At 61.7% G+C, this 23,044-nt stretch carries 25 protein-coding genes and 1 tRNA gene; 16 read left to right on the top strand and 10 right to left on the bottom strand.

The genetic code is table 11. The annotated features are described in order from the left end of the window. Positions 1-10 precede the first annotated feature (10 nt). Positions 11-793 (bottom strand): exodeoxyribonuclease III, encoded by a 783-nt coding sequence (gene xth, locus RAZWK3B_RS12315; protein ID WP_007815581.1) that lies wholly within the window; start codon positions 791-793, stop codon positions 11-13. A 327-nt stretch (positions 794-1,120) separates the two neighbouring features. Between xth and RAZWK3B_RS12310 the strand changes: the two genes are divergently transcribed. The 3 genes from RAZWK3B_RS12310 to RAZWK3B_RS12300 are packed head-to-tail and all read left to right on the top strand — an operon-like array spanning position 1,121 to position 3,469. Further along, entirely contained in the window at positions 1,121-1,417 is a 297-nt protein-coding gene (locus RAZWK3B_RS12310; protein ID WP_007815580.1) for a DUF6749 family protein, read from the top strand. Positions 1,418-1,469: 52 nt separating this feature from the next. Next, entirely contained in the window at positions 1,470-2,555 is a 1,086-nt protein-coding gene (locus RAZWK3B_RS12305; protein ID WP_007815579.1) for a DUF6902 family protein, read from the top strand. Between the two features lie 5 nt (positions 2,556-2,560). Next, entirely contained in the window at positions 2,561-3,469 is a 909-nt protein-coding gene (locus RAZWK3B_RS12300; RefSeq protein ID WP_232279529.1) for a DMT family transporter, read from the top strand. A 46-nt stretch (positions 3,470-3,515) separates the two neighbouring features. Here the strand turns inward: RAZWK3B_RS12300 and RAZWK3B_RS12295 are convergent, their stop codons facing one another. After that, positions 3,516-3,839 carry a HesB/IscA family protein gene (locus RAZWK3B_RS12295; protein WP_007815577.1) on the bottom strand — a complete coding sequence of 108 codons (324 nt, stop codon included), beginning with the start codon at positions 3,837-3,839 and terminating at the stop codon, positions 3,516-3,518. Positions 3,840-3,916: 77 nt separating this feature from the next. Between RAZWK3B_RS12295 and RAZWK3B_RS12290 the strand changes: the two genes are divergently transcribed. From RAZWK3B_RS12290 to RAZWK3B_RS12250, 9 genes are all read left to right on the top strand, one after another. Next, positions 3,917-5,086, top strand: coding sequence for a deoxyguanosinetriphosphate triphosphohydrolase (locus RAZWK3B_RS12290; RefSeq protein WP_037295767.1), 1,170 nt, complete (start codon positions 3,917-3,919; stop codon positions 5,084-5,086). Positions 5,087-5,089: 3 nt separating this feature from the next. Further along, complete coding sequence (locus tag RAZWK3B_RS12285) at positions 5,090-6,928, top strand: cation:proton antiporter (RefSeq protein ID WP_007815575.1); 1,839 nt, start codon at positions 5,090-5,092, stop codon at positions 6,926-6,928. Between the two features lie 46 nt (positions 6,929-6,974). Then, a complete protein-coding gene (locus RAZWK3B_RS12280) occupies positions 6,975-7,604 on the top strand; it encodes a Rossmann-fold NAD(P)-binding domain-containing protein (RefSeq protein ID WP_198133284.1) in 630 nt (209 codons plus the stop codon). Positions 7,605-7,655: 51 nt separating this feature from the next. Next, positions 7,656-9,401 (top strand): arginine--tRNA ligase, encoded by a 1,746-nt coding sequence (argS, locus tag RAZWK3B_RS12275; protein WP_007815571.1) that lies wholly within the window; start codon positions 7,656-7,658, stop codon positions 9,399-9,401. Between the two features lie 79 nt (positions 9,402-9,480). After that, the gene (locus RAZWK3B_RS21665; RefSeq protein WP_007815569.1) at positions 9,481-10,446 is read left to right on the top strand and encodes an SPOR domain-containing protein; all 966 of its coding nucleotides are present in this window, start codon (positions 9,481-9,483) and stop codon (positions 10,444-10,446) included. Beyond that, positions 10,443-11,453 (top strand): beta-N-acetylhexosaminidase, encoded by a 1,011-nt coding sequence (gene nagZ, locus RAZWK3B_RS12265; protein WP_232279523.1) that lies wholly within the window; start codon positions 10,443-10,445, stop codon positions 11,451-11,453. The genes RAZWK3B_RS21665 and nagZ overlap by 4 nt, the downstream gene beginning before the upstream one ends. After that, complete coding sequence (locus RAZWK3B_RS12260) at positions 11,446-12,240, top strand: segregation and condensation protein A (protein WP_037295765.1); 795 nt, start codon at positions 11,446-11,448, stop codon at positions 12,238-12,240. Before nagZ ends, RAZWK3B_RS12260 begins: the two co-directional genes overlap by 8 nt. A 4-nt stretch (positions 12,241-12,244) precedes the next feature. Next, positions 12,245-12,907: an SMC-Scp complex subunit ScpB gene (gene scpB, locus RAZWK3B_RS12255; RefSeq protein WP_007815563.1), complete on the top strand. Its 663-nt coding sequence runs from the start codon at positions 12,245-12,247 to the stop codon at positions 12,905-12,907. 89 nt (positions 12,908-12,996) lie between these two features. Continuing rightward, positions 12,997-13,197, top strand: coding sequence for a hypothetical protein (locus RAZWK3B_RS12250; protein ID WP_007815561.1), 201 nt, complete (start codon positions 12,997-12,999; stop codon positions 13,195-13,197). A 16-nt stretch (positions 13,198-13,213) separates the two neighbouring features. Here RAZWK3B_RS12250 and RAZWK3B_RS12245 read toward each other — a convergent pair whose 3' ends face one another. From RAZWK3B_RS12245 to RAZWK3B_RS12210, 8 genes are all read right to left on the bottom strand, one after another. Further along, positions 13,214-14,290, bottom strand: a complete 1,077-nt coding sequence (locus tag RAZWK3B_RS12245) for a 2'-deoxycytidine 5'-triphosphate deaminase (RefSeq protein ID WP_007815560.1) — start codon at positions 14,288-14,290, stop codon at positions 13,214-13,216. A 91-nt stretch (positions 14,291-14,381) separates the two neighbouring features. After that, a tRNA-Pro gene (locus RAZWK3B_RS12240) sits at positions 14,382-14,458 on the bottom strand. A 60-nt stretch (positions 14,459-14,518) separates the two neighbouring features. After that, positions 14,519-15,457: a MerR family transcriptional regulator gene (locus tag RAZWK3B_RS21660; protein ID WP_007815558.1), complete on the bottom strand. Its 939-nt coding sequence runs from the start codon at positions 15,455-15,457 to the stop codon at positions 14,519-14,521. A 14-nt stretch (positions 15,458-15,471) separates the two neighbouring features. Beyond that, positions 15,472-15,774, bottom strand: a complete 303-nt coding sequence (gene ihfA / locus RAZWK3B_RS12230; RefSeq protein WP_083799128.1) for an integration host factor subunit alpha — start codon at positions 15,772-15,774, stop codon at positions 15,472-15,474. A gap of 103 nt (positions 15,775-15,877) precedes the next feature. Further along, positions 15,878-16,852, bottom strand: a complete 975-nt coding sequence (locus RAZWK3B_RS12225; RefSeq protein ID WP_007815555.1) for a beta-ketoacyl-ACP synthase III — start codon at positions 16,850-16,852, stop codon at positions 15,878-15,880. Then, positions 16,849-17,955 carry a phosphate acyltransferase PlsX gene (plsX, locus tag RAZWK3B_RS12220; protein ID WP_037295724.1) on the bottom strand — a complete coding sequence of 369 codons (1,107 nt, stop codon included), beginning with the start codon at positions 17,953-17,955 and terminating at the stop codon, positions 16,849-16,851. The genes RAZWK3B_RS12225 and plsX overlap by 4 nt, the downstream gene beginning before the upstream one ends. A gap of 23 nt (positions 17,956-17,978) precedes the next feature. After that, a complete protein-coding gene (gene rpmF / locus RAZWK3B_RS12215; protein WP_007815550.1) occupies positions 17,979-18,185 on the bottom strand; it encodes a 50S ribosomal protein L32 in 207 nt (68 codons plus the stop codon). 153 nt (positions 18,186-18,338) lie between these two features. Beyond that, entirely contained in the window at positions 18,339-18,893 is a 555-nt protein-coding gene (locus tag RAZWK3B_RS12210; protein ID WP_007815548.1) for a YceD family protein, read from the bottom strand. 86 nt (positions 18,894-18,979) lie between these two features. On the opposite strand from RAZWK3B_RS12210, the gene RAZWK3B_RS12205 reads away from it, so the two are divergent. The 4 genes from RAZWK3B_RS12205 to RAZWK3B_RS12190 all read left to right on the top strand — a co-directional run bounded on the left by RAZWK3B_RS12205 (position 18,980) and on the right by RAZWK3B_RS12190 (position 23,042). Next, positions 18,980-19,435, top strand: a complete 456-nt coding sequence (locus tag RAZWK3B_RS12205; RefSeq protein WP_007815546.1) for an outer membrane protein assembly factor BamE — start codon at positions 18,980-18,982, stop codon at positions 19,433-19,435. 78 nt (positions 19,436-19,513) lie between these two features. After that, complete coding sequence (locus tag RAZWK3B_RS12200; RefSeq protein WP_037295723.1) at positions 19,514-20,308, top strand: GNAT family N-acetyltransferase; 795 nt, start codon at positions 19,514-19,516, stop codon at positions 20,306-20,308. A gap of 62 nt (positions 20,309-20,370) precedes the next feature. Next, positions 20,371-22,206 carry an ABC-F family ATP-binding cassette domain-containing protein gene (locus tag RAZWK3B_RS12195; protein WP_007815542.1) on the top strand — a complete coding sequence of 612 codons (1,836 nt, stop codon included), beginning with the start codon at positions 20,371-20,373 and terminating at the stop codon, positions 22,204-22,206. Between the two features lie 53 nt (positions 22,207-22,259). Further along, positions 22,260-23,042, top strand: coding sequence for an ion channel (locus tag RAZWK3B_RS12190; protein ID WP_007815541.1), 783 nt, complete (start codon positions 22,260-22,262; stop codon positions 23,040-23,042). The last annotated feature ends 2 nt before the right edge of the window (positions 23,043-23,044 follow it).

The raw sequence follows: 23,044 nt of genomic DNA, 5'->3' as shown, positions 1-23,044 counted from the left end.
GGGGACTCATTCACGCGTCGAGCGTGATCCAGATCGGGACGTGATCGGATGGTTTCTCGCGGTCGCGAATGTCGCGGTCGATCTGGCAGTCGCCCAGCAGATCTGCGGCTTGTGGCGTCAGCAGGAAATGGTCGATCCTTATTCCATCGTCGCGGTTCCACGCGCCTGCCTGGTAATCCCAGAACGTGTAATGGCTCGGCCCCTTATGAAAGGCGCGGAACGCCTCTGTGAACCCCAGATTCACGATCCGGCGGAACGCCGCGCGGGTTTCGGGCAGGGCGAGGGCATCCTTGCGCCAAGCCTCGGGGCGTTTGGCGTCCTCGTCCTGGGGAATCACGTTGTAATCCCCGGCCATGAGTGCTGGTTCCTCGGCGGCCAGCAGCGCCTCGGCGCGGGCCTTGAGCCGCTCCATCCACGCAAGCTTGTAGTCATATTTCGGCCCCGGCGCCGGATTGCCGTTGGGAAGATAGAGCCCACAGACCCGGACGGCGGCCTTGTCTCCGATCACGGTGCCTTCGATCCAGCGCGCCTGTTCGTCCTCATCGTCGCCGGGCAAGCCGCGTGTGACATCCTCCAGGGGCAGCCGCGACAGGATCGCCACGCCGTTGAAGCTTTTCTGGCCATGCGTTTCCACCCGGTAGCCACGATCCTCGAAAAGCTCACAGGGAAAGCCCTCATCGACCGACTTGATTTCCTGCAGGACGACGACATCAGGCTGCGCCTCGTCCAGCCAATCGGTAAGGGCCTGCGCACGGGCCTTGATGCCGTTGATGTTGAAACTGGCGATTTTCATCTGGTCGGCCCCCGCTTGTCCGTCCCCTCTATTGCGCAGCTTACCGCCCGAGGCAAGTGTCGGACCGGTCCGCGCGATATGGAATCACGCATAGGTTGATTCGGAGGTCTTCGGGCGGAACCGCGCCAAAATCCACGACATCTGGGGGGTGTGGATAAGTTTATATACAACATTTAGGCAGCCGGATTTTCTGAACAAATTCAGGATTTTGCTGCACCCTATTCGGGAACGCAGCCTGTGGAAAGCTCGGTTAAGTAGAAATTCTAATTGAAAAACAATTTAAACGTGCAATCGTCAGGAGGCTGCAACCTAACCTGGGAGAATGACATGCTTGCTTTGAAAACCCTCGAAATCGATACCTTGGCCGATGTCGCCGAAACGGGCGCCAACCCGCATGACGGCTCCGCCGTCGAGGCATTCACCTCGTCGATCGGTCCGGTGACAAGTGCCAATATGTTCGCCGGCGATGCGGTCGACGTGTTCACGTCGTCCATCGGCCCGATCACCACCGGCGAAGCCATCCGTGGTGACGCGGTCGAGGCGTTCACCTCGTCCATCGGTCCCGTCACCTCGGGCGAGGCCGCGCTTGGCGATCTGGTTCAGGCGTTCACCTCGAGCATCTGAGCCATGGGCGAAACGGATCCTTCATCAACCTGCCTTACAAGGGATAGAGCCCATGGGAGATATCGTTCGACTGAATGTTCCGTTTCGCCAACCCGCCAAGATGTCGGGACAGGCGGCGCTTGTAACGACCTTCGCAACGCAGCGCCGCCACCGAGACGACGTTTTCTGGATGAAGGAAAACGCCGAATTACTCAACGTGCTCGAGACAACCGGCTCTCTGCGCGAGCCAGACGCGCTTGCGCTTCATCTAGCCTTTTATGAAGACATCGAAAACCGTCTTGGGTTTTTTCCGCAATATTACCGTTTCTTGCTGTCCATCTGCCTTGATCTCGAAGACCTCGGAATTGGCGGGGCAAAGAGCGAAAAGCTGGTCCACTGGGTCGTGACAGAGGGGCTTGCCGAGGCCGAGCTTTCAGACCTCCAGCGCGCCGAAGCTCGGCGGCTTTGCCTGCGCCGCGGGATTGATCCGCTGCCGCATGATGCCGGTTTGAACGACCGGCTGCGGGGCTTTGCGCGGCGTTCGGCAACATTTGCCATGCCCAACAAGAAAGCAGCCTATGAGCTGACGCATATCGTATTCTACCTCTCCGAATATGGCCGCCGCGATCCCGGACTGGATGAGGTGTTCCTGGATAGCCTGGTCTTTGCCGGAACGCTGGCCTTCCTGGACATGAACCTCGATCTTTTGTCCGAAATTTGTATCGCGCTGCGCTTTGCCGGGGCCACTCCGCCGGACATATGGGAGCGTTGGATCCGCGATCAGGCGGCGCGGTTCCGTATCAACTCTGTCGACGCCGCGACCGCGCCGGACGATTATCACTCGTTTCTGATGGTCAACTGGCATCTGGCGCTGGCCGGGCAGGGTGGGTTCTCGCTTGCTGTGCCCGAAGGCCCGCTTGCGTTTCGTCATATCCCTTCGGGGCAAGGCCCGTTGCGGGAATTGTCCGAGTGCATGTATGGCTTGGGCGACAGGCGCAGCGCAGACTGGCTCGTGATGAAAGCGGCGATCCATGACAAACTCTCGTCCGAAGCCCGGTCCGTCCTTGCCCTTGCCGAGGCGGCAACCGACAGGTTCGATGCCTTCTTCGCCGGATTTGCCCGCACGGGTCTGGCCGGTCTCGGCGGAGATCGGTCTTGAAGCGCGTGCTCTTGGCCGCTCCCGCCGCGATCGGGGCGGGGTTGATGCTGCTCTACACGCTGCTGATCACGGGTGCTGATGCGATCACCAAGGCTTTTGCCGCCTCCTATGCCGCGCCGCAACTCTTTGCGGTGTCGGGCGGCATCGTTGCCGGGCTGAGCCTTTTGGCCACGCGCGTCTTGCGTGATGATAGGGGCGTGCGCACGGATGCACCGCGCGCCATGGCGCTACGCTCGGTGGCAACGGTGGCCGGGGCGGTGGCGTTTTTCCATGCCTTTCGGCTTTTGCCGTTCGCCGAGGTGTTCCTGTTCATCGCGCTCATCCCGATCTTTGCCGGCATTCTGTCCGGTCCTGTCCTGTCCGAGCCGGTGCGCCCGCAGGCATGGGGCGGTCTTGCGCTGGCCAGCATGGGGGTCTTGGTCCTCTTCCCCTCGGGCCTGTCGTCTATTGGCCTTGGGCATCTCGTGGCGCTGCTTGCGGCCTTGCTTGGCACGGTGTCGTTGTTGGCGGCGCGCTATATCTGCCGGATCGAAAGCAATCTTCTGGCGCAGGTCTTCTATCCCAATGCCGCATTGATGGTGGTGATGGCGCTGGCCTTGCCCTTCGTGTTTCAGCCCATGCCGTTGGAGGATTTGGCTTGGGCCTTCAGCTACGGCGTGATTCTTTTCGGGGCTCGGTGGGTGCTTGTGGGCGCGATGCAGGTGATGCCCGCCTATGTGGTCACACCGCTCATCAACCTGCAGTTCCTGTGGATGGTGCTGTTCGGCATTCTGTTCTTCGCAGAGACACCCGCCGCATCCGTCTTTCTGGGGGCCGGATTGATGATCGTGGCAAGCGCCATTCTGATGCGCGATCAGTTGCGCGTGCGCCCGATGCCTGCGTCACGCCCTGAATCCGTGGTCCCGGCCGAGTGAAAGCTTGCCGAAGGCGACATGAGCTTTCGTTCGCAAGCCATTCTTATTACATCGAAAAAGACGTTCCGCAGCCGCAAGAGCTGCTGGCATTTGGATTGTTGATCGTGAACCGCGCGCCGATCAGTTCCTCGGTGAAGTCGATGGTGGCACCAGCTAGAAACGGCAGGGATACGCTATCCACGACCACCTTCTGCCCCAATCCTTCGAGAACAAGATCGTCCTCGGCGGGCTGGTCCAGCCGGATGTCATACTGAAAACCCGAACATCCGCCACCTTCAACGGCGATGCGAAGAGCCCGACCCTCATCGCCGGCACCTATTTCGCAAAGGCGGGAGAAAGCGCGCTCTGTCACTGTCGGGGGCAATTGCATCTTGGTCTCCTGACGGTTCCGTTATCCTGTTGCTTGCAATATATGGGAACGGGACAAAGCCGACAAGGATGGCCGACATGCAAATGCCATATGCCTCGGACCCGGCGCGCACACGCGGGCGTCTGGTGCCCGAGGAGGAAAGCGCGTTCCGCTCCTGTTATCAGCGCGATCGCGACCGCATCATTCATTCCAGTGCCTTCCGCCGCCTCAAGCACAAGACGCAGGTGTTTGTGGAACACGAGGGAGATTATTTCCGCACGCGCCTCACCCATTCCATCGAAGTGGCACAGGTGGCGCGGACGATCTCGGGCGCGCTCGGTCTGAATTCCGAACTGACCGAAGCGGTGGCGCTGGCGCATGATCTGGGCCACACGCCTTTCGGTCACACCGGCGAGGATGCGCTCGATGCGCTGATGCAGCCCTATGGTGGGTTCGATCACAATGCCCAGGCGTTGCGCATCGTCACGTCGCTGGAACGGCATTACGCGGAATTCGATGGGCTGAACCTGACCTGGGACACGCTGGAAGGCATCGCCAAGCATAACGGCCCGGTCACCGGCGATCTGCCCTATGCGCTGCACGATTACAATGCGCGCCACGATCTCGAACTCGACACCCATGCCAGCGCCGAGGCGCAGGTCGCAGCCCTCGCCGATGATATCGCCTACAACAATCACGATCTGCATGACGGTCTGCGTGCGCGGCTTTTTACCGAGGCCGACATTCAGGGGCTGCCCATCATCGATGCCTGCTATGCCGAGGTCGATGCCGCTTATCCGGGCCTCGATCCCTATCGCCGCCGCCACGAGGCGCTGCGGCGGGTTTTTGGCGTCATGGTCGGCGATGTGATCGAAACCTCACGCTGGCACCTGGCCCAAGCCGCGCCGCGCGATGCCGCCGATATCCGGCATCTGGGGCGTCCGGTGATCCGCTTTTCGGACACCATGTGGCGCGATCTGCGCCAAATCCGCGCCTTTCTGTTCGCCCGCATGTACCGCGCGCCCGTCGTCATGGAGATGCGCGCCAAAGTCACCCGCGTCGTCGAAGAGCTGTTTCCGTTCTACCTCGGCTCACCCGAGCATCTGCCCGAACGCTGGCGAGACGATGTTGCACAGGCCACCGACGACGTCGCGCTGGCCCGCTTGGTCAGCGATTACATCGCCGGCATGACCGACCGATATGCCTTGCAGCAACATGCCCGGCTTCTTGGCGGACCCGGTGGCGCCGGAGCATGGGGCGGGACATGAACCATGGCGATTGACGCGGCAACGACCGGGGCGCTGGCCCCAGTGATGAGTTTTGCACTGGTCGGCGCGCTTGGCGTCGGTGCGCAATGGCTGGCGTGGCGGCTGCGCCTTCCGGCGATCGTGCTGATGCTGGTGGCCGGTCTGATGATCGGGCCGGTGACGGGCCTGTTCGACCCAGGCCGCGATATCGGCCCGCTGATGGGTCCGCTGATTTCGATCGCGGTCGCCGTCATCCTGTTCGAAGGCGGCATGACCCTCAGCGTGCAAAGCCTGCGCGGGGCGGCCGAAGGCGTCAGGCGGCTGGTTTTCGTTGGCGCGCCGCTTGGCTGGTTGCTCTCGGCTTTGGCGCTGCACTACGTGGCGGGGCTTGGCTGGGCGTCATCGGCTGTGTTCGGCGGGATCATGATTGTCACCGGCCCCACCGTGATTGCGCCGCTCTTGCGTCAGGCCCGGCTCAGGCGGCGCCCGGCGCAATTGTTGCAATGGGAGGCCATCGTCAACGACCCGATCGGCGCGCTGGCCGCCGTTCTCGCCTTCGAGGTGGTGCTTGTGCTGCAAGCAGCCGAATCCGCGGGCGACGCGGTGCTGGACATTGCCCGCGGTCTGGTGGTGGCCTCGGTTCTTGGGGTCGCGTCGGGATGGGCGATTGCGGAATCCTTCCGCCGCGCATGGGTGCCGGAATACATGAAAGTGCCCGTGCTCTTCACCCTGCTTCTGGGGGTGTTCGCCGTGTCTGACACCGTGCTGCATGAAAGTGGCCTGCTGGCGGTCACGGTGATGGGCATCTGGATCGCGAATGCCGATCTGCCCAGCTATACCGAGCTGCGCCGCTTCAAGGAACATGCCACGATCCTGCTTGTGTCGGGCGTGTTCATCCTGCTGGCCGCCAATATGAAATTCGACACACTGGCCCTGCTGAACTGGCAAGCGGCGGCATTCGTCGCCGTCGTGATCCTGATCGTACGTCCGCTGACGGTGCTGATCTCGCTTCTGGGCACCAAGCTGCCGATGCGCGAGCGGCTGCTGGTGGGGCTGACGGGGCCGCGCGGCGTCGTGCTGGTCGCCGTTGCGGGACTTTTCGCCGAGCGTCTGGTTGCCGAAGGCATTGAAGATGCGGCTCTTCTGACGCCTTTGGCCTTTGCTCTGGTGGCGGCGACAGTCGTGTTGCATGGATTTTCGCTGCGTCCCATGGCGCGGGCCTTCGGACTGGCCGGGGCCGCCATTCCCGGCGTGATCTTCGTGGGCGGATCGCGCTTTGCCATGGCTTTTGCCAAAGCCCTGCAAGAACGCGACGTGCCAGTGCTGATTGCCGATTCCAATCGTGCACGCCTGCGCAGCGCGCGCGAGGCCGGGGTGCCGGTCTTTTTTGGCGATATCCTTTCTGAAGCGGCAGAACATGGCGTCGAGATCATGAGCTATGGGCAGGTCATGGCGATCAGCGACAACGATGCCTACAACACCCTTGTCGCCACCGATCTCGCGCCGGAATTCGGCCGCGAGAACGTCTTTCAACTCAAACGCGCCAAACAGGACAGCAAGCGTCATGCGCTCCCGGCCACTCTTGGCGGGCGTATCACCGCAGGGGGGCTCACCTATTACGAGCTTGCAACGAAGATGAGCGACGGCTGGAGCGTGCGCAGCACCGACCTGACCGAGGAATTCACACTCGAGGATTGGGCCGCGCACAATCCCGAGGCCATCTTGCTGGCCAGCTATGATGAAAGCGCCGGGCTGACTCTGATTGAGCATGAACAGACGCCGAAAAAACTCTCAGGTGTTCGTGTTCTTGCGCTTGCGCCCCAAAAACCGGATCAGACCGAAGTACCTCAGACCGAGCGTTGATTACCCGCCGCTCCGATGATACCCCATGCCGGTGGTGCTTGTGTGAGTGGCTTGTTTGCGTGGCGTGGAGTTTTCTGGCAAGACCGTGGTGATCGCGGGCGCTGGCTGTGAGGTTGGCATCGCACTTGCGCATGGTTTGGGCCGCATGGGCGCGCGGATCGTGCTCATGGACCGCGAGGAATCCACGATCCTCGAAGTGGCGACCCTGGCGCGTGACCGGATCGAGCCGCTGGCCCTTGATCCCCTGCGCGCCGATCTGAGCGCGCAATTCGGCGAAATCTGGGCCGATGAACCGCTCGACATTCTGATCCATCTGCAGCCCTTGCGCCATCCCGATCATCTTGCGGCGGCCATGTCCTCCATTCCCGCATTGACGCGGGACCTGGCGCGCGCCTTGAAAGCCGGGCAGGGCAGGGTGCTCGTGCTGTTTTCCGCGCCCACGCCGCTGGCCGGGATCGACCGCGCGCTTCTGGACAAGGCGCTCTGCGCGCTTCCTGGCATGCTCCATGACAAGCTGGGGGTGCATGGTATCTGCTGCAATGGATTGCGCCTTCCGGCGAGCGTCGGTGACATCTGGTCGATGGAGGCTCTGGTCTCGACGGTGATGTTCCTGTGTGGGCCGCATGGCGGTGCCATCGGAGGGGCGCTTTTGCCGCTTTGGCCGCGTTCCGATTGACGCGGGCACTGGCAATGATAAACCGGCCCGCGACGAACAAGGGATGATCCGATGAATCTGTTCACCGAAATCCACGGGCTAGTGCTGGCCGAACTGGGCCGCCTTCAGGCCGAGGGCAAGCTGCCCGAAGCGCTCGATTTCGCGAATGTGGCGGTCGAGCCGCCGCGCGATCCGGCCCATGGCGACATGGCGACCAATGCCGCGATGGTGCTGGCCAAGCCCGCCGGTCTGCAGCCGCGCGCCATTGCCGAGGATCTGGCCGCCCGCCTGCTCGAGGATGACCGGATCGAAAGCGCCGATGTGGCTGGCCCCGGCTTCCTGAATCTCAGGTTGTCGTCGGGTATGTGGCACGCGGTCGTGCGCGCAGCCCTGCAAGACGGCGAAGCGTTCGGCCGGTCCGCGATGGGTGCCGGCAAGAAGGTCAACGTGGAATATGTCAGCGCCAACCCGACCGGCCCCTTGCATGTCGGCCATACGCGTGGCGCAGTGTTCGGCGATGCGTTGGCCAGCCTTCTGGATTACGTCGGCTACGAGGTCACCCGCGAATACTACATCAACGATGGCGGCGCGCAGGTCGATGTTTTGGCGCGCTCGGTCTACCTTCGGTATCTCGAGGCGCATGGGCAGGCCGTGGCCTTCGAGGATGGCACCTATCCCGGCGACTATCTGATCGAAGTGGGTGAGGCGCTCAAAGCCGAGGTTGGAGCCGCCTATGTCGATCAGCCCGAAGACGTCTGGCTGGCCGAAGTGCGCAGCTTTGCCACCGACCGGATGATGGACCTCATCCGCGACGACCTCAAATCCCTCGGCGTCGAGATGGATGTGTTCTTCTCGGAGAAGTCGCTTTACGGCACGGGGCTGATCGAAAAGGCGCTCAAATCGCTCGAGGATCGCGGCCTGATCTATGAAGGCGTGCTGGAACCGCCCAAGGGCAAGACCCCCGAGGATTGGGAACCGCGCGAACAGACGCTCTTCCGGTCGACCGATTACGGCGATGACGTGGATCGCCCCGTCAAGAAATCCGATGGCAGCTGGACCTATTTCGCGCCCGATATCGCCTATCACTATGACAAGATCACGCGTGGCTTCGACAAGCTGATCGACGTCTTCGGCGCCGATCATGGCGGCTATGTCAAGCGGATGAAGGCCGCCGTGGGCGCGCTGAGCGACAATCGTGTGCCGCTCGACATCAAGCTGTGCCAGCTCGTCAAGCTCTACAAGAATGGCGAACCGTTCAAGATGTCCAAGCGGGCAGGGACGTTTGTGACCCTGCGCGATGTCGTCGATCAGGTCGGCCCGGATGTCACCCGTTTCGTGATGCTGACCCGCAAGAATGATGCGCCTCTGGATTTCGATTTCGACAAGGTGCTCGAACAGTCCAAGGACAATCCGGTTTTCTACGTGCAATATGCCAATGCGCGGGTGAATTCGGTGCTGCGCAAGGCGCGCGAGGCGGGCATCGACGTGGAGGATGCGACACTGGCCAAGGCGGATCTGTCGGGGCTGGTCCACGAGGTCGAGCTGGCGGTGGCCCGCAAGCTGGCGGAATGGCCGCGCATGGCCGAGCTTGCCGGTCGCACGCACGAGCCGCACCGGGTGGCCTTCTATCTCTACGATCTGGCCTCGGATCTGCACGCGCTCTGGAATCGCGGCAATGACGAACCCGCCTTGCGTTTCCTGCAAGAGGACAACCCTGCAACAAGTCAGGCCAAAATCGCCCTCGCCCGGTCCGTGACCGTTGTTATTTCCTCAGGTCTTGGTATTCTGGGCGTCACACCGGCAGAAGAGATGCGATAACAGTCGCACATATGCGCCGGGGCAGGCAGTAAACAAACCCCGGCGGCCAAGTATCGCCGGAGTGCAAACGAGGCGAGACATGGCAGACAGGCAAGACGTGCAGCATTCCGCTGCGCCCGGGCAGGGCAACAGTATCGCGAAACTCACCAATTTTGCGGGCGCGGCGATATCGCTGGCGCTCGTTGTCGGGATCGGTGTCTGGGGATACAAGCTTCTTGTGCGTGATGTCAGCGGTGTGCCTGTCGTGCGCGCCGCCGAAGGCCCGATGCGCGTGCAGCCCGCAGATCCCGGTGGTCGACAGGCTCCGCATCAGGGGTTGGCCGTGAACGCCGTGGCCGCCGAAGGCACCGCAGAGCGACCCGCCGACAAGCTGATCCTCGCGCCGAGACCACTGGAGCTGACCCTCGAAGACATCCCGCAAGCCGAACTTTCCGCCCTTGTGCAGGCGCCTGCGGACACCGCCGACGAGGCCGAGACGGTCGCCGATGCCGAACCCGCCCCCGAGATGGACGAGCGGTTGACCGATGAGGACCGCGCCGTGCAGCTTGTCGCGGTCGAGGCCTTGGCCGCGCGCATGGCCGACGGTGTCGCACCGCTACAGGCGCTCGAAGAGCCCGCACCAACCGCCACCCCCGAGCCGATTGCCGCAACTGTTACGACATCTGCGGACGGGATCGGCCGGTCCTTGCGCCCCAAGCAGCGCCCCGCTTCACTGGGTGAGGTGAAGCAGGCGTCCTTGACCATCGCAAGCGGCTCTGGCTCCCCGCGTGAGATCGCGCCCGAAGATATCCCCGTTGGCACACGCCTTGCCCAGTTGGGCGCGTTTTCCTCGCCCGATATCGCCCGCAAGGAATGGGACCGTCTGGATGGGCGTTTCGGCGAATATCTCGACGGCAAGGATCGCGTGATCCAGAAGGCGCAAAGCGGCGGACGGACCTTCTATCGCCTGCGCGCCATGGGCTTTGCCGATATCAACGATGCGCGGCGCTTCTGTTCCGCACTTGTGGCCGAAAACGCAGAGTGCATTCCGGTGGTTACAAGGTGAGTACGCCATTCGGGGCCTGCATCCTCGATGCCGAAGGCCTGCGTCTGACGGCCGAGGAAAAGCGCTTTTTCGCGGATGCCGATCCTTTCGGCTTCATTCTTTTCGCGCGCAATATCGACACGCCCGATCAGGTGCGCGCGCTCTGCGCCGAGATGCGCGATGCCGTTGGCCGCGACGCGCCGATCACCATCGATCAGGAAGGCGGGCGCGTGCAGCGTCTGCGCTCCCCCATATGGCGCGATTGGCTGCCGCCTCTGGAGCATGTCGCCGTCGCCGGACCGCACGCCGAAGAGGCGCTTTATCTGCGCTATCGGATCATCGCCTCGGAACTGCGCGATCTTGGGATCGACAGCAATTGCGCGCCTTTGGTGGATGTCGCTGGTCCCGAAACGCATGATTTTCTGAAAAACCGCTGCTACGGGTTCGATCCCGGCACGGTGGCCCGCCTTGGGCGGGCCGTGGCGAATGGCCTGATGGATGGCGGCGTGCTGCCAGTGCTCAAGCATATCCCCGGCCATGGCCGTGCGGTGGTCGACAGCCATCTGGACTTGCCGGTGGTCGGTGCAGCACATCGTGATCTCTCCGAGGTGGATTTTCTGCCGTTCAAGGCGCTCAACGATCTGCCGATGGGGATGACCGCGCATCTGGTCTATTCGGCGATCGACGACCGGCCCGCCACCACCTCTCCGGTAGTGATGCGGATCATTCGGGACGAGATCGGATTCAACGGTCTCGTCATGACCGACGATATCTCGATGAAGGCACTCAAAGGGTCGCTCACGGATATCGCGCGCGCCTCGCTCAACGCAGGCTGCGATGTGGTCCTGCTGTGCAATGCCACGCTCGAGGAGCGCCGCGCCGTGGCCGATGTCTCGGGCTGGCTGTCTCCGGCGGGGCTTGCGCGTGCCGAACGCGCAATGGAGGCCCGCCGCATACCGGACGAGGTTGACATTCGCGCCCTTGAGGCAAAGCTTGATCAGCTGATAAATGGACGCGGTGATGGCTGAAGACGATTTCGAGGATCAGGGCGGGGCGCAAGTGACCCCGGTGGCCGACCGGATGGCGGCCGAAGCCCTGATCGTCGATATCGACGGCTTCGAAGGTCCGCTTGACGTGCTGCTCATGCTTGGCCGCACCCAGAAGGTCGATCTGCTGAAGATCTCGGTGCTCGATCTCGCGCGGCAATACCTTGCCTTCGTCGAGCGCGCCAAACAGCTCCGGATCGAGCTGGCGGCGGATTATCTGGTCATGGCGGCTTGGCTCGCCTTTCTCAAATCCCGCCTTCTGCTGCCCCCCGACCCGACCGAAGAGGGCCCGTCCGGCGAAGAACTGGCCGCCCATCTGGCGTTCCAGCTCGAACGCCTGCAAGCGATGCGCGAACATGCGGCCAAGCTCATGGCGCGCGATCAGTTGGGCCGGGATTTCTTTGCCCGCGGCATCCCCGAAGACATCACCCGGATCAAGCGCGTGACCTATACCGCGACGCTTCTTGACCTGATGCAGGGCTATGCGCGCATCCGCACCAAGGATGAATTCCGCCCCTACGCGATGGACCGCGAGGCAATCTTCACCATGGAACAGGCGCTCGAGCGTATGCGCGGCCTGATCGGTTTTGCGGGGACATGGACCGATATCTCGACCTATCTGCCCGAGGGGTTCACCACCGATCCCGCGCGCCGTCGCTCGGCCACGGCCTCGACCTTCGCCGCCTCCCTGGAACTGGTCAAGGAAGGCAAGATAGTGATCCGACAATCCGACACATTCGCGCCGATCGAAGTGCGGCGCAAGGATTAGGAATATGGCAGAAGACACTGAGAAAAAAGAAGAAAGTCTCTTTGATGCGCCACCCATAGCCGAACAGGAGCGCATGTGCGAAGCAATCCTCTTCGCCACAGCCGAGCCTTTGACGATCAAGGAGATGGAGGCGCGCATGCCGCATGGCTGCGACGCGGCCGAGGCGCTGGTCTATGTGCGCAAACGCTACGAGGGCCGCGGGGTGAACCTTGTGAAGGTGGGCGACGCCTGGGCGATGCGCACTGCGCCGGATCTTGGCTTCCTGATGCAGAAAGAGACCGTTGAGACCCGCAAACTCAGCCGCGCCGCGGTCGAAACCCTTGCCATCATCGCCTACCATCAGCCCGTCACCCGCGCCGAGATCGAAGAGATCCGCGGCGTCTCCGTCAGCCGTGGCACGGTGGATCAACTGCTTGAAATGGAATGGATCCGCTTTGGCCGCCGCAAGATGACGCCCGGTCGCCCGGTGACCTTCGTGGTCACTCAGTCCTTCCTCGATCATTTCGGCCTCGAATCGGCCCGCGATCTGCCGGGCCTCAAGGAACTGCGCGCCGCGGGTTTGCTGGAAAACCGTCCTGCTCCCGGCGCCATGCCCCAAATGGGCGAGGGCGACAGCGATGCGGACGAGCAATCCTCCGAGGGTCAAAGCGAACTATTCGAAGATTGATGAGGCTCTTGGGCTCTAAGCCCTGAAAACGCCGTGATTTCATGTTATATCATGGACCACGGGTACATTGAAACACGAGTGAGGTAGTTATGAACGTCAACAGCATCATCACGATGATCGTGCGCATGGTCATGCGAACCGTCGTCAGCAAAGGCATGAATGCGGGCATCAACGCCATGAGCAAACGCAATGACGCCGATGGAGCATCGGCACCGGGGCCGGACACCCGCAAGACGCAGGCACGTGCCCGTCAGGCGCTCAAGATCGGCCGTCGCTTCGGTCGGTTCTGACCCCTTTTCCCGCCGCTCAAACCGCTCGGAAATGCTTGCTGAGCTTAAGGCCCTGTCCCTGATAATTCGACTTGATGCCTGATCCATAAAGCTGGTCAGGCACCTCGCTCATGCGTTCGTAAACCAGCCGCCCGACAATCTGCCCATGTTCCAACACGAACGGTGCCTCGTGGCAGCGCACTTCGAGCACGCCGCGTGACCCGGCGCCGCCCGCTGCATCGTGGCCGAAACCGGGATCGAAAAAGCCCGCGTAATGCACCCGGAATTCACCGACCATAGCCAGGTAGGGGGCCATTTCAGCGGCATAGGCCGGCGGGATATGCACCGCCTCGCGGCTGACAAGGATATAGAACGCACCGGGATCAAGGATGATGCGCCCCTTGCTCGAATGCACCTCTTCCCAGTATTCGGCAGGATCATAGCCGCCGATCCTGTCCAGATCGATGATTCCGGTGTGGGGTTTGGCGCGATATCCCACCAGACTGCCCGCAGCCGGCCTAAGATCGACCGAAAACCCCAGACCGTCGCTGATGACGGCGTCGCCATCGACAAGCGGGGTATCCTCATGCAGCTGGCGCAATGCGGCGTCATCCAGCACGGCCTGACCCTCGCGAAAGCGGATCTGGTTGAGCCGCATACCGGGCCGCACCAGAACGGAAAACGAGCGCGGACAAATCTCGGCATAAAGCGGGCCAGAATAGCCCATCGGAACGCGATCGAACTCGGTGCCGCCATCGGTGATCGTCCGTGTCAGCAAATCCAGCCGCCCGGTCGAGGATTTTGCATTGGCCACCGCCTGTAGGCTGTCGGGCAGGTCCAGCGATTCCATGAGCGGCACGACATAGACACAGCCTTTCTCCAGAACCGCGCCTTGCGTCAGATCGATGCGGTGCATCTCGAATTCGGGCAGCCGGTCGGCCACCGTGCATCCGTGACCGGCCAGAAACGACGCGCGCACGCGGTAGGCCACATCGCCAAGACGCAAATCAAGGCTGGCCGGTTGAATCTGTTCCGGGGAAACGCCTGTTGTCGCTGAAATTCGTCCATCGGCAATCAGAGCCGAAATCTGCTGGCTGGCCAAAACACCGGTCATCTCGTCCCCTCTGATTGCCCGTGCCGAACAGTACCGGGCAGAATGCGCGCCGATGGTCAGCGTCGACAAGCAAGAGTGGGGACGGATTATTTGGTCGGGCTAGCAGGATTCGAACCTACGACCTCCCGTCCCCCAGACGGACGCGCTACCAGACTGCGCTATAGCCCGACTTGGAGTGTTACATACCTGTTTTGAGAATGGGAACAAGAGGAATTTGGAATTTTCCTCTCAGCTATCGCGCCTATTTGCCGGGCGGTCCGCGACCTCGCGCAGACGGGCCATCAGGGTCCTGATCCGGTGGCGTTTTTCCTCGGTGGCGGGCGGGCTCAGCGTGGCCAATCGAGACAGAAGGCCCGCGTCAGCGGCCATGTCGTCCGCAGGATCGTCGGGTAGGGTGATCACAGCCGGTTTGGGTGTGGGTGGGGCAGGAGGCTCCGGCGCTGTCTCGGCAGGCGCGCCATGGTCGATCTCAGCCTCCACATCATCTTCAGCTTCAGCTTCAGCTTCAGCCACAGCCACAGCCACAGCTTCAGTCTCAGCCTCCACTTCAGCCTCCGCCGTCTCGTCAGCGTCCTCAACATCCCTGCGCTGGCTGAAGCTGGGCATGACGGGGGCCGCTGCGTCGATTTCTTCGCGCGTCGTCTTGGGCGCGTCCTCGGCAACCGCCGCGGCGTCTTGCTCGCTGTCCTGCGCTGGCGTGTCGGGCACCTCGGCCACTGGCTCATCTGGCTCGACGCTCACGGATGTAATTTCCTCGGCGGCAGGTTCGCGATGCGCGGCCTCGGCATCCTCAATGTCGGGCGTCATGGCCACCAGATGCTCGCTGTCCTGTGGGCGTTCGTCAGGCGCCTCATCATAGGCCGTGGCGTCAACATACCCCTCATGATCGCCATCCACAGGTTGGGACAAAGCTGCCACATGCCTCACGCCTTCTTCGCGCAGGATTTTCTGCACGCCCTTGATGGTCATGCCGTCATCATGCAGGAGCTTCTTGATCCCCCCCAGAAGCTCCATGTCCGCGGGTCTGTAATACCGCCGCCCGCCAGCCCGTTTGACGGGTTTCACCTGGCTGAACTTGCTTTCCCAGAAACGCAGAACATGCGCTGGCGTCTCCAGCCAGTCGGCCACTTCGCTGATGGTGCGGAAAGCGTCGGCGGATTTGGCCATATCCCGCTTTTATCCTAGCTTTTGTTGCCGTCCGAGACCCGATCTTTCATCAGATGAGAGGGACGAAAGGTCAGTACCCGGCGGGGGTTGATCGGAACCTCTTCTCCGGTCTTTGGATTGCGACCGACGCGCGCCGATTTTTCGCGTACGGAAAATGTTCCGAAGGACGAAATCTTGACTTGTTCGCCACGGACCAAGGCATCCGACATATGGGCCAACACGCTTTCCACAAGCTCTGCGGAGTCATTTCGAGACAGCCCGACTTCGCGGAACACTGCCTCGCTCAGGTCCATTCTGGTAAGTGTCTTTTCGCTCATCTCTATCCCTCTGGTTTGCAATGACTGTAGGTCGGAAGGAATTTCCGAGTCAATCTCAACTACTTGAAGAGGTATCTTTAAGCGGATATCGCACGATTTGCCATCACCAGCGCAGGACAACCGCGCCCCAGGCGAGCCCCCCTCCGATGGCTTCCGACAGCACGAGATCGCCGCGCTTGATCCGGCCTTCGGCCACCCCCACCGACAAGGCGAGCGGAATCGAGGCCGCCGATGTGTTCCCGTGATCCTGCACCGTCACGATCACCTGCTCCATCGACAGACCCATTTTCTTGGCCGTACCCTGAATGATGCGGATATTGGCCTGATGCGGCACGATCCAGTCCACATCGGTTCCCGTCAGCCCGATCTTCTCCAGCGCAGTCTCGGCGGTGCTGGTCAGCTTTTCCACCGCTTGCCGGAACAGCGGGTTGCCCTGCATCCGCAATTTGCCGGCATGTCCCGTGCTCGATACCCCGCCATCAACATAGAGCATGTCGCGATACCGACCGTCGGAATTCAGGTCCGCCGACAGAATACCACGATCCGCCTTGGTGCCGTCACCTTCTTGCGCGCGCAGCACCACCGCGCCCGCGCCATCTCCGAACAGCACGCAGGTCGAGCGATCGGTCCAGTCTATGATCCGGCTGAAAGTCTCGGCGCCGATCACCAGCAGACATTTGGCCTGTCCGGCGAGAATCAGCGCGTTTGCATTGGTCAGCGCATAGATGAAACCCGCACAGACTGCCTGAACGTCGAAACCGAAACCGCGTGTCATGCCAAGATCACGCTGCACCATGGTCGCCACCGACGGAAAGGTCAGATCCGGGGTCGAGGTGGCGACGATGATCCCGTCTATCGCATCCACATCCAGACCCGCATTCTCCAGCGCCGCACGCGCCGCGCGCGCCGCAAGATCCGAGGTCGTCTGACCCTCTGCCGCGAAATGGCGCCGCTCGATGCCGGACCGCGTTCTGATCCACTCGTCCGACGTGTCCAACGTCTTTTCAAACTCGGAGTTCGGGACGATACGGTCCGGCAGGTAGTGCCCGACGCCTTCAACGACGGCACGAAGCGTCATTCGGTTTCACCGTTATTTCTTGTTTCTGCTGGGGTATCTTGGTCAAGCATGTTGGCGGATGCAACCCTTGCAGCCAGCTTTTCCGAAAAGCCCTTCTGCGCCAACTCATAGGCCAGCTTCACCGCCGACGAAACTCCCGTCGGATCGGCCGATCCGTGCGATTTCACCACCGTTCCGTTCAGCCCGAGGAACACGCCGCCATTCGCGCGGCGCGGATCGATCCGCTTTTTCAGCCGCCGCAGCGACGTATAGGCCAGCACCGACGCAAGCTGCGACAGCGGCGAATACCGGAACGCTTCGCGCAGCAGCTGCGAGATCAGCTGCGCGATCCCTTCGCCGGTCTTCAGAGCCACATTGCCGGTGAACCCGTCGGTCACGATCACATCGCACACGGTGCCCGGCAGATCGCGCCCCTCGACGAAGCCCACGAAGTCGAAATCCGCATGACGCGCATTGGCGGAGATGAGGTCATAGGCCTCTTTCAGCTCGGCGCGGCCCTTGTGCTCTTCGGTGCCCACATTCAGCAGACCGACCCTCGGCCGCTCCAGCCCGAATCCATTGCGCGCATAGGAGGTTCCCATCAGCGCATATTGCATCAGGTCCTTGGCATCGGCCCGGATATCCGCACCCCCGTCCAACATGATGTTGAACCCTTGCGGATTGCGCGAGGGCCACATCACCGCGATGGCGGGCCGGTAAATTCCGCCCAGCTTGCGCAGCCGCATCACCGACAGCAGCATCAGCGCGCCGGTATTGCCACACGACACACAGACCGTCGCCTCACCGTTGCGCACGGATTCCAGCGCCGACCACATCGAGGTCTCGCGCCCGTTGCGCAGCACGTGGCTCGGCTTGTCCTCCATCTCCACGACATTGGCGGCATGCCTGATCTCGCAGCGCCCCGCAAGGTTGCTCCGCTTGGCCACCAGAGGTTCCAGAAACTCTTTCGGGCCATGCAGGATGAAGCCAATATCAGGGTTTTTCTTTGCCGAAAGCGAAATGCCGGCAACAACGGTTGCCGGCCCTTCATCGCCACCCATGGCGTCTACGGAGATAATGGTGCGTCCGGCGCGCGCGCGAGAATGGTCCATTCCTGCGGTCATGCGGACGTCCGCCCCCTGGATGCTCAGGCTGCGTCGTCGTCCAGATCGACGTCATCAACCATCGCGACCACTTCACGATCTGCGTAATGGCCACAGGCCGCGCAGATGTGATGCGGGCGCTTCAGCTCGCCGCAATTGGGGCATTCGTTGGGGTTGGCCGCAACGAGCGCGTCATGAGCGCGGCGATTGTTGCGGCGCGATTTCGATACCTTGTTCTGTTGGACAGCCATGTCGCAACCTCAATTTCCTGTGGGCCAGACCAGCCCTGTTTCACGAGTGTCCGCGGCTCATAATCCGTAGTGAGCCAGCGGTTCAACCCCAAATTCCGGTGGAAGCGCGAAAATACAGTGAATCGCCATCAGGGCAAGCCGTTTTTTGCCTGCTCAGCCTTTGTCTTCGAGTTTCTTTTTCAGCTCGGCAAGTTTTGCAAAGGGTTTGCGTTCTTCGGGGGCGATCGGCTCCGCGTCCGGCGGGGTGATCTCGGCCCCCTCAAAGCTGGCGGCGTCGCTGCGCGGATAGTCGGGCAGGGCCAGTGTCAGCGCCTCGATCATCACCGCGGCCACATCGATCACATCCCCCAACGGCTCTTGCGTGTCGTCTTCCGGCATTTCCTGCTCTTCGGCGAGTGCTTCAACCGGCATCTCGGCCAGGAACAGCCGGGTGATGTCCTCGTCCAGCCGCGTCTTCACGGGCTCCAGCGTGACCACGCATGGCTGCACGACCGTCGCCCCGAGTCGCGCGTCAAGCTGCCAGTCGCGCCGCCCGACCGAACGTAGCTCGCCTGTGAATGACAATTTGCGCAGCCCCAGCAGCCCCAGTTGCCCGCAGATCGCATCAGTCTTGTCCCTCGAAGGGCGTAGATTGAACTGCGTCGGGCTGTGGGACGAAAGGTCCTTTACGCGGTAAACCGTCTTGTTGGAGACATTGTCTTGCGTCAAGGCACTCTCTTCCTTTCTTGAACCTGTGGCCCACCTTGTTGTAAGCGGGATAAAAGGCAAAGCGTGCCAAGATCAAGAGGGCGGACATGATTGCTATCAGACAGCGACTGCGCGGCACCATGCTTGCGCTTGGCGTTCTTGCCCTCTCCGCCTGTTCCGCGACCTACCAGAACCATGGCTATATCCCGCCCGAGGAAGACCTCCAACAGCTTGTCGTCGGCGTCGACACGCGTGCGACCGTCGATGACGTGATCGGCCCGCCCTCTACCTCGGGCGTTCTTGAACAGGGCGATTACTACTATGTGCGCAGCCGGATCCGCGAATACGGCATGTACCGCCCCGAGGTGGTCGAGCGCCAGGTGCTCGCCATCAGCTTCGACAGTACCGACACGATCGCCAATATCGAGCGGTTCGGTCTCGAGGATGGTGTGGTCGTGCCGCTCTCACGCCGGGTGACCGAATCTTCCGTGGTCGACAACAATTTCCTGCGCCAGTTGCTCAGTAATATCGGCAATATCGATCCGGGCGACATCTTCAACTGATGTCCGTCATGCCTGCGTCGCGACTTGTGTGATACGCGATACCCAAGTAGCTTTCGGCGTGACTTGGGGTTTGGCCTGATGACGGCATTGAACAAGGGGCGCTACTCGGCACGGATCGCACAGAGTGCGGCCGATCTGGTTGCCTGCCAGCGGCTCAGGGCGCTGACCTTTCTGAAATCCACCGATCCCGACCGGCTGGACTGCGATCCGTTCGACGCGACCTGCTCCCATTTCATGGTCGAGGAGCAGGATAGCGGCCGTCTGGTGTGCTGCTTTCGTCTGCTGCATCTGACAGGCGGCGCCGAGATCGAACGCAGCTATTCGGCGCAATTCTATGAATTGTCGGCCTTGTCCGCCTTTGAGGGTCCGATGATTGAACTGGGGCGATTCTGCATCCATCCCGACATGCGCGATCCCGATATCCTGCGCGTCGCATGGGGGGCCATGACGCGCTATGTCGATCAGCATGGGGTCGAGATGCTTTTTGGCTGTTCTTCCTTTCAGGGGGTCGATGCCGAGACCTATCAGGATGCCTTCGCGATGCTTGCCGCCCGCCATATCGCGCCGCGTCGATGGCTGCCCCGGATCAAGGCGCCCTTGGTCTTTCGATTCGCGCAAAAGCTGGCCCGTCGTCGGCCTGACACAAGGTTGGCCATGCTGCGGATGCCGCCATTGCTGCGGACATATCTCTTGATGGGCGGGTGGGTCAGCGATCACGCCGTGGTCGATCGTCAGCTGGATACGTTGCATGTGTTCACCGGGCTGGAAATCGCCACCATTCCGGATGCGCGCAAGCGGCTGTTGCGCGCCGTGGCGGCCCCCTCCGGCGACCCCCTGATGCACCGACGCGATACCGACGTGATACCGACGTGATACCGACATGCGTTTTCGCGCCACCGCTTGACGCCACCTTGGCCGCGGGATAGCCCGCTTTCATGGCACGCGCACCGCTTCTCCAGCTCTCGGATATCTCGCTCACCTTCGGCGGAGGGCCGATCTTCGACGGGGTCTCTTTGGTCATTCAGCCGGGGGATCGGGTGGCCTTGGTGGGGCGGAACGGATCGGGCAAGTCGACGCTGATGAAGGTCATGGCCGGGCTGGTTGAGGCGGACAAGGGCGAGCGTGTGGTGCCCCCCGGAACAAGTGTTGGATACATGGAGCAACACCCTGAAATGACAGGGTTTTCCACGTTGGGCGAGTTTGCCGCCAGCACGCTTGATCCGGCCGAGCACTACCGGGTCGAGATGGCGGCGGAGGGTCTCAAGTTCGACCCCTCGACCCCTGTCGCAACCGCCTCGGGCGGCGAGAGACGGCGGGCCGCGCTGGCCAAACTGATGGCCGAGGCCCCGGACCTGATGCTGCTGGACGAGCCGACAAACCATCTCGACATCGAAGCGATCGCCTGGCTCGAGGCCGAGTTGACGCAAACCCGCGCCGCCTTTGTCCTCATCAGCCACGACCGCGCGTTTTTACGTGAACTTACCCGCGCAACCCTCTGGATAGACAGGGGAAAGATACTACGTCAGGAAAAAGGTTTCGACGCGTTCGAGGCCTGGCGCGACAAGGTATGGGACGAAGAGGACCAGGCCCGCCACAAGCTCGACCGCAAGATCAAGGCCGAAGCCCGTTGGGCAGTCGAGGGAATCAGCGCCCGCCGCAAACGCAATCAGGGCCGCGTCCGAAACCTTCAAGCCATGCGCGCCGAGAGATCGGCCCAGATCAGGCGTCAGGGCGCCGCCGCCATGGGGCTGGAAGCGGGCCAGAAATCCGGCAAGCGCGTCATTGAAGCACGTGGAATTTCAAAGGTTTACGATGGAAAGCCGATCCTGTGCGATTTCTCGATCCGTATTCTGCGCGGCGAGCGTCTGGCCTTTGTCGGACCCAACGGGGTGGGCAAGACCACCCTTCTGAAGATGCTTCTGAAAGAGGTTGAGCCGGATACCGGCACGGTCGAGCATGGCACCAACCTAATGCCCGCCGTCTTCGATCAGGCGCGCGCACAGCTTGATCCCGAAATGACCCTCTGGGACAGTCTGACCGGTGACAAGGACATGCGCGTTTCAGGCCAGGCGGATCAGGTCATGGTACGTGGACAGCCGCGGCATGTGGTGGGCTATCTCAAGGACTTCCTGTTCGATGAGCGGCAAGTAAGAGCGCCTGTTAAGTCCTTGTCTGGCGGGGAAAAAGCGCGTTTGCTTCTGGCCAAGTTGATGGCGCGAGAAAGCAATCTTCTGGTGCTGGACGAACCGACCAACGATTTGGATATCGAAACGCTCGATCTATTGCAGGAACTCTTGGACGATTACGATGGGACGGTCCTTCTGGTCAGTCACGACCGCGATTTCCTTGACCGGATCGCGACCACGACCATCGCGATGGAAGGCGACGGGCAGGCGACGGTCTATGCCGGGGGATGGTCGGACTACCGCGCCCAAAGGGCTGAGGCCATGGCCGGGAAAGAACCCCTGACAGAGCAAAAAAAGCACATAAAAACAACGGCAAAGCAAGAGACGCCCGCCCCGCGAAACTCTGCCAAATCCAAGCTGTCCTTTACTGAAAAGCACAGGCTCGAGACGCTGCCCGACGAGATCGCGCGACTGGAAGCCGAGATCGCCAAGCTGGAGAGCCTGCTGGCCGATCCGGAGCTTTTCACCCGCGAACCGGTCAAGTTTCAAAAGGCGACCGATGCCTTGACCAGCCGTCAGGCGGCGCTGAGTGCCGCCGAGGACGAGTGGATGGCGCTTGAGGAAAAAGCCGAAAATCTGGGCTGAATCGGCGTGTCGGTCTTGCGTCGGTATCACGTCGGTATAACGTCGGTGCTGTCATGACGGAAAACAGGTCACTTCAAGACGAGGTCAGGCTGCTTTACGAGGGTCGCAGCAAGCGCGCCACGCGGTTCCGCTATGGGCTGCTGATCTTCGATTTTGTCACGATCCTGTTCTTTCTGGCCACGGCCTCCATGGCCTTTGCCCCGTGGATTCTTATGGCGGATATCGTGATCGGCCTTCTGATCGCGCTGGATCTGGGCGCGCGTTTCTGGATTTCAAAAGATCGTCTCCGGCTGCTGCGGCGGGTCTATATCTTGGTGGACATCGTTGTGCTGGCTTCGTTGGTGGCGGCGCCTTTCGTGGGACAGGGGCTGGCGGTGCTGCGCGTGCTCAGGTCACTGCGCTTGATCCATTCCTATCATCTGCTGCGCGATCTGCGCCGCGATGTGCTGTTCTTTCGCCGACACGAGGACACGATCATCGCGGCGATGAACCTGACGGTCTTTATCTTTGCGATGACAGCCTTGGTCTTTGCGCTGCGCGGCGGGGATGAGCCGGGCCTCAATACCTATGTGGATGCGCTCTATTTCACCGTTGCGACGCTGACGACCACGGGGTTCGGCGATATCACCATGACAACCACTTTGGGACGGTTGCTGTCCGTGGGGATCATGGTGGTGGGGGTTGGCCTCTTCCTGCAACTGGTCAGGGCGATCTTTTCACCTGCGAAGATCAAGCACAAATGCCCGAATTGCGGACTGCTCAAGCATGATGTGGATGCGATCCACTGCAAGCATTGCGGTGAAGAGCTGAATATCGAGACGGAAGGCGCAATTTGAGG

It is taken from the genome of Roseobacter sp. AzwK-3b (assembly GCF_000170875.1).
GTDB classification, from domain to species: domain Bacteria; phylum Pseudomonadota; class Alphaproteobacteria; order Rhodobacterales; family Rhodobacteraceae; genus Roseovarius; species Roseovarius litoreus.
This window is presented reverse-complemented; position numbering and strand designations above follow the sequence as displayed.

What these genes read in the sequence shown, in the direction of transcription:
- xth (WP_007815581.1), bottom strand. Translation starts at nt 793, where the DNA reads ATGAAAATCGCCAGTTTCAACATCAACGGCATCAAGGCCCGTGCGCAG.
- RAZWK3B_RS12310 (WP_007815580.1), top strand. Translation starts at nt 1,121, where the DNA reads ATGCTTGCTTTGAAAACCCTCGAAATCGATACCTTGGCCGATGTCGCC.
- RAZWK3B_RS12305 (WP_007815579.1), top strand. Translation starts at nt 1,470, where the DNA reads ATGGGAGATATCGTTCGACTGAATGTTCCGTTTCGCCAACCCGCCAAG.
- RAZWK3B_RS12295 (WP_007815577.1), bottom strand. Translation starts at nt 3,839, where the DNA reads ATGCAATTGCCCCCGACAGTGACAGAGCGCGCTTTCTCCCGCCTTTGC.
- RAZWK3B_RS12290 (WP_037295767.1), top strand. Translation starts at nt 3,917, where the DNA reads ATGCAAATGCCATATGCCTCGGACCCGGCGCGCACACGCGGGCGTCTG.
- RAZWK3B_RS12285 (WP_007815575.1), top strand. Translation starts at nt 5,090, where the DNA reads ATGGCGATTGACGCGGCAACGACCGGGGCGCTGGCCCCAGTGATGAGT.
- argS (WP_007815571.1), top strand. Translation starts at nt 7,656, where the DNA reads ATGAATCTGTTCACCGAAATCCACGGGCTAGTGCTGGCCGAACTGGGC.
- RAZWK3B_RS21665 (WP_007815569.1), top strand. Translation starts at nt 9,481, where the DNA reads ATGGCAGACAGGCAAGACGTGCAGCATTCCGCTGCGCCCGGGCAGGGC.
- RAZWK3B_RS12260 (WP_037295765.1), top strand. Translation starts at nt 11,446, where the DNA reads ATGGCTGAAGACGATTTCGAGGATCAGGGCGGGGCGCAAGTGACCCCG.
- scpB (WP_007815563.1), top strand. Translation starts at nt 12,245, where the DNA reads ATGGCAGAAGACACTGAGAAAAAAGAAGAAAGTCTCTTTGATGCGCCA.
- RAZWK3B_RS12250 (WP_007815561.1), top strand. Translation starts at nt 12,997, where the DNA reads ATGAACGTCAACAGCATCATCACGATGATCGTGCGCATGGTCATGCGA.
- RAZWK3B_RS12245 (WP_007815560.1), bottom strand. Translation starts at nt 14,290, where the DNA reads ATGACCGGTGTTTTGGCCAGCCAGCAGATTTCGGCTCTGATTGCCGAT.
- RAZWK3B_RS21660 (WP_007815558.1), bottom strand. Translation starts at nt 15,457, where the DNA reads ATGGCCAAATCCGCCGACGCTTTCCGCACCATCAGCGAAGTGGCCGAC.
- ihfA (WP_083799128.1), bottom strand. Translation starts at nt 15,774, where the DNA reads ATGAGCGAAAAGACACTTACCAGAATGGACCTGAGCGAGGCAGTGTTC.
- RAZWK3B_RS12225 (WP_007815555.1), bottom strand. Translation starts at nt 16,852, where the DNA reads ATGACGCTTCGTGCCGTCGTTGAAGGCGTCGGGCACTACCTGCCGGAC.
- plsX (WP_037295724.1), bottom strand. Translation starts at nt 17,955, where the DNA reads ATGACCGCAGGAATGGACCATTCTCGCGCGCGCGCCGGACGCACCATT.
- rpmF (WP_007815550.1), bottom strand. Translation starts at nt 18,185, where the DNA reads ATGGCTGTCCAACAGAACAAGGTATCGAAATCGCGCCGCAACAATCGC.
- RAZWK3B_RS12205 (WP_007815546.1), top strand. Translation starts at nt 18,980, where the DNA reads ATGATTGCTATCAGACAGCGACTGCGCGGCACCATGCTTGCGCTTGGC.
- RAZWK3B_RS12200 (WP_037295723.1), top strand. Translation starts at nt 19,514, where the DNA reads ATGACGGCATTGAACAAGGGGCGCTACTCGGCACGGATCGCACAGAGT.
- RAZWK3B_RS12195 (WP_007815542.1), top strand. Translation starts at nt 20,371, where the DNA reads ATGGCACGCGCACCGCTTCTCCAGCTCTCGGATATCTCGCTCACCTTC.
- RAZWK3B_RS12190 (WP_007815541.1), top strand. Translation starts at nt 22,260, where the DNA reads ATGACGGAAAACAGGTCACTTCAAGACGAGGTCAGGCTGCTTTACGAG.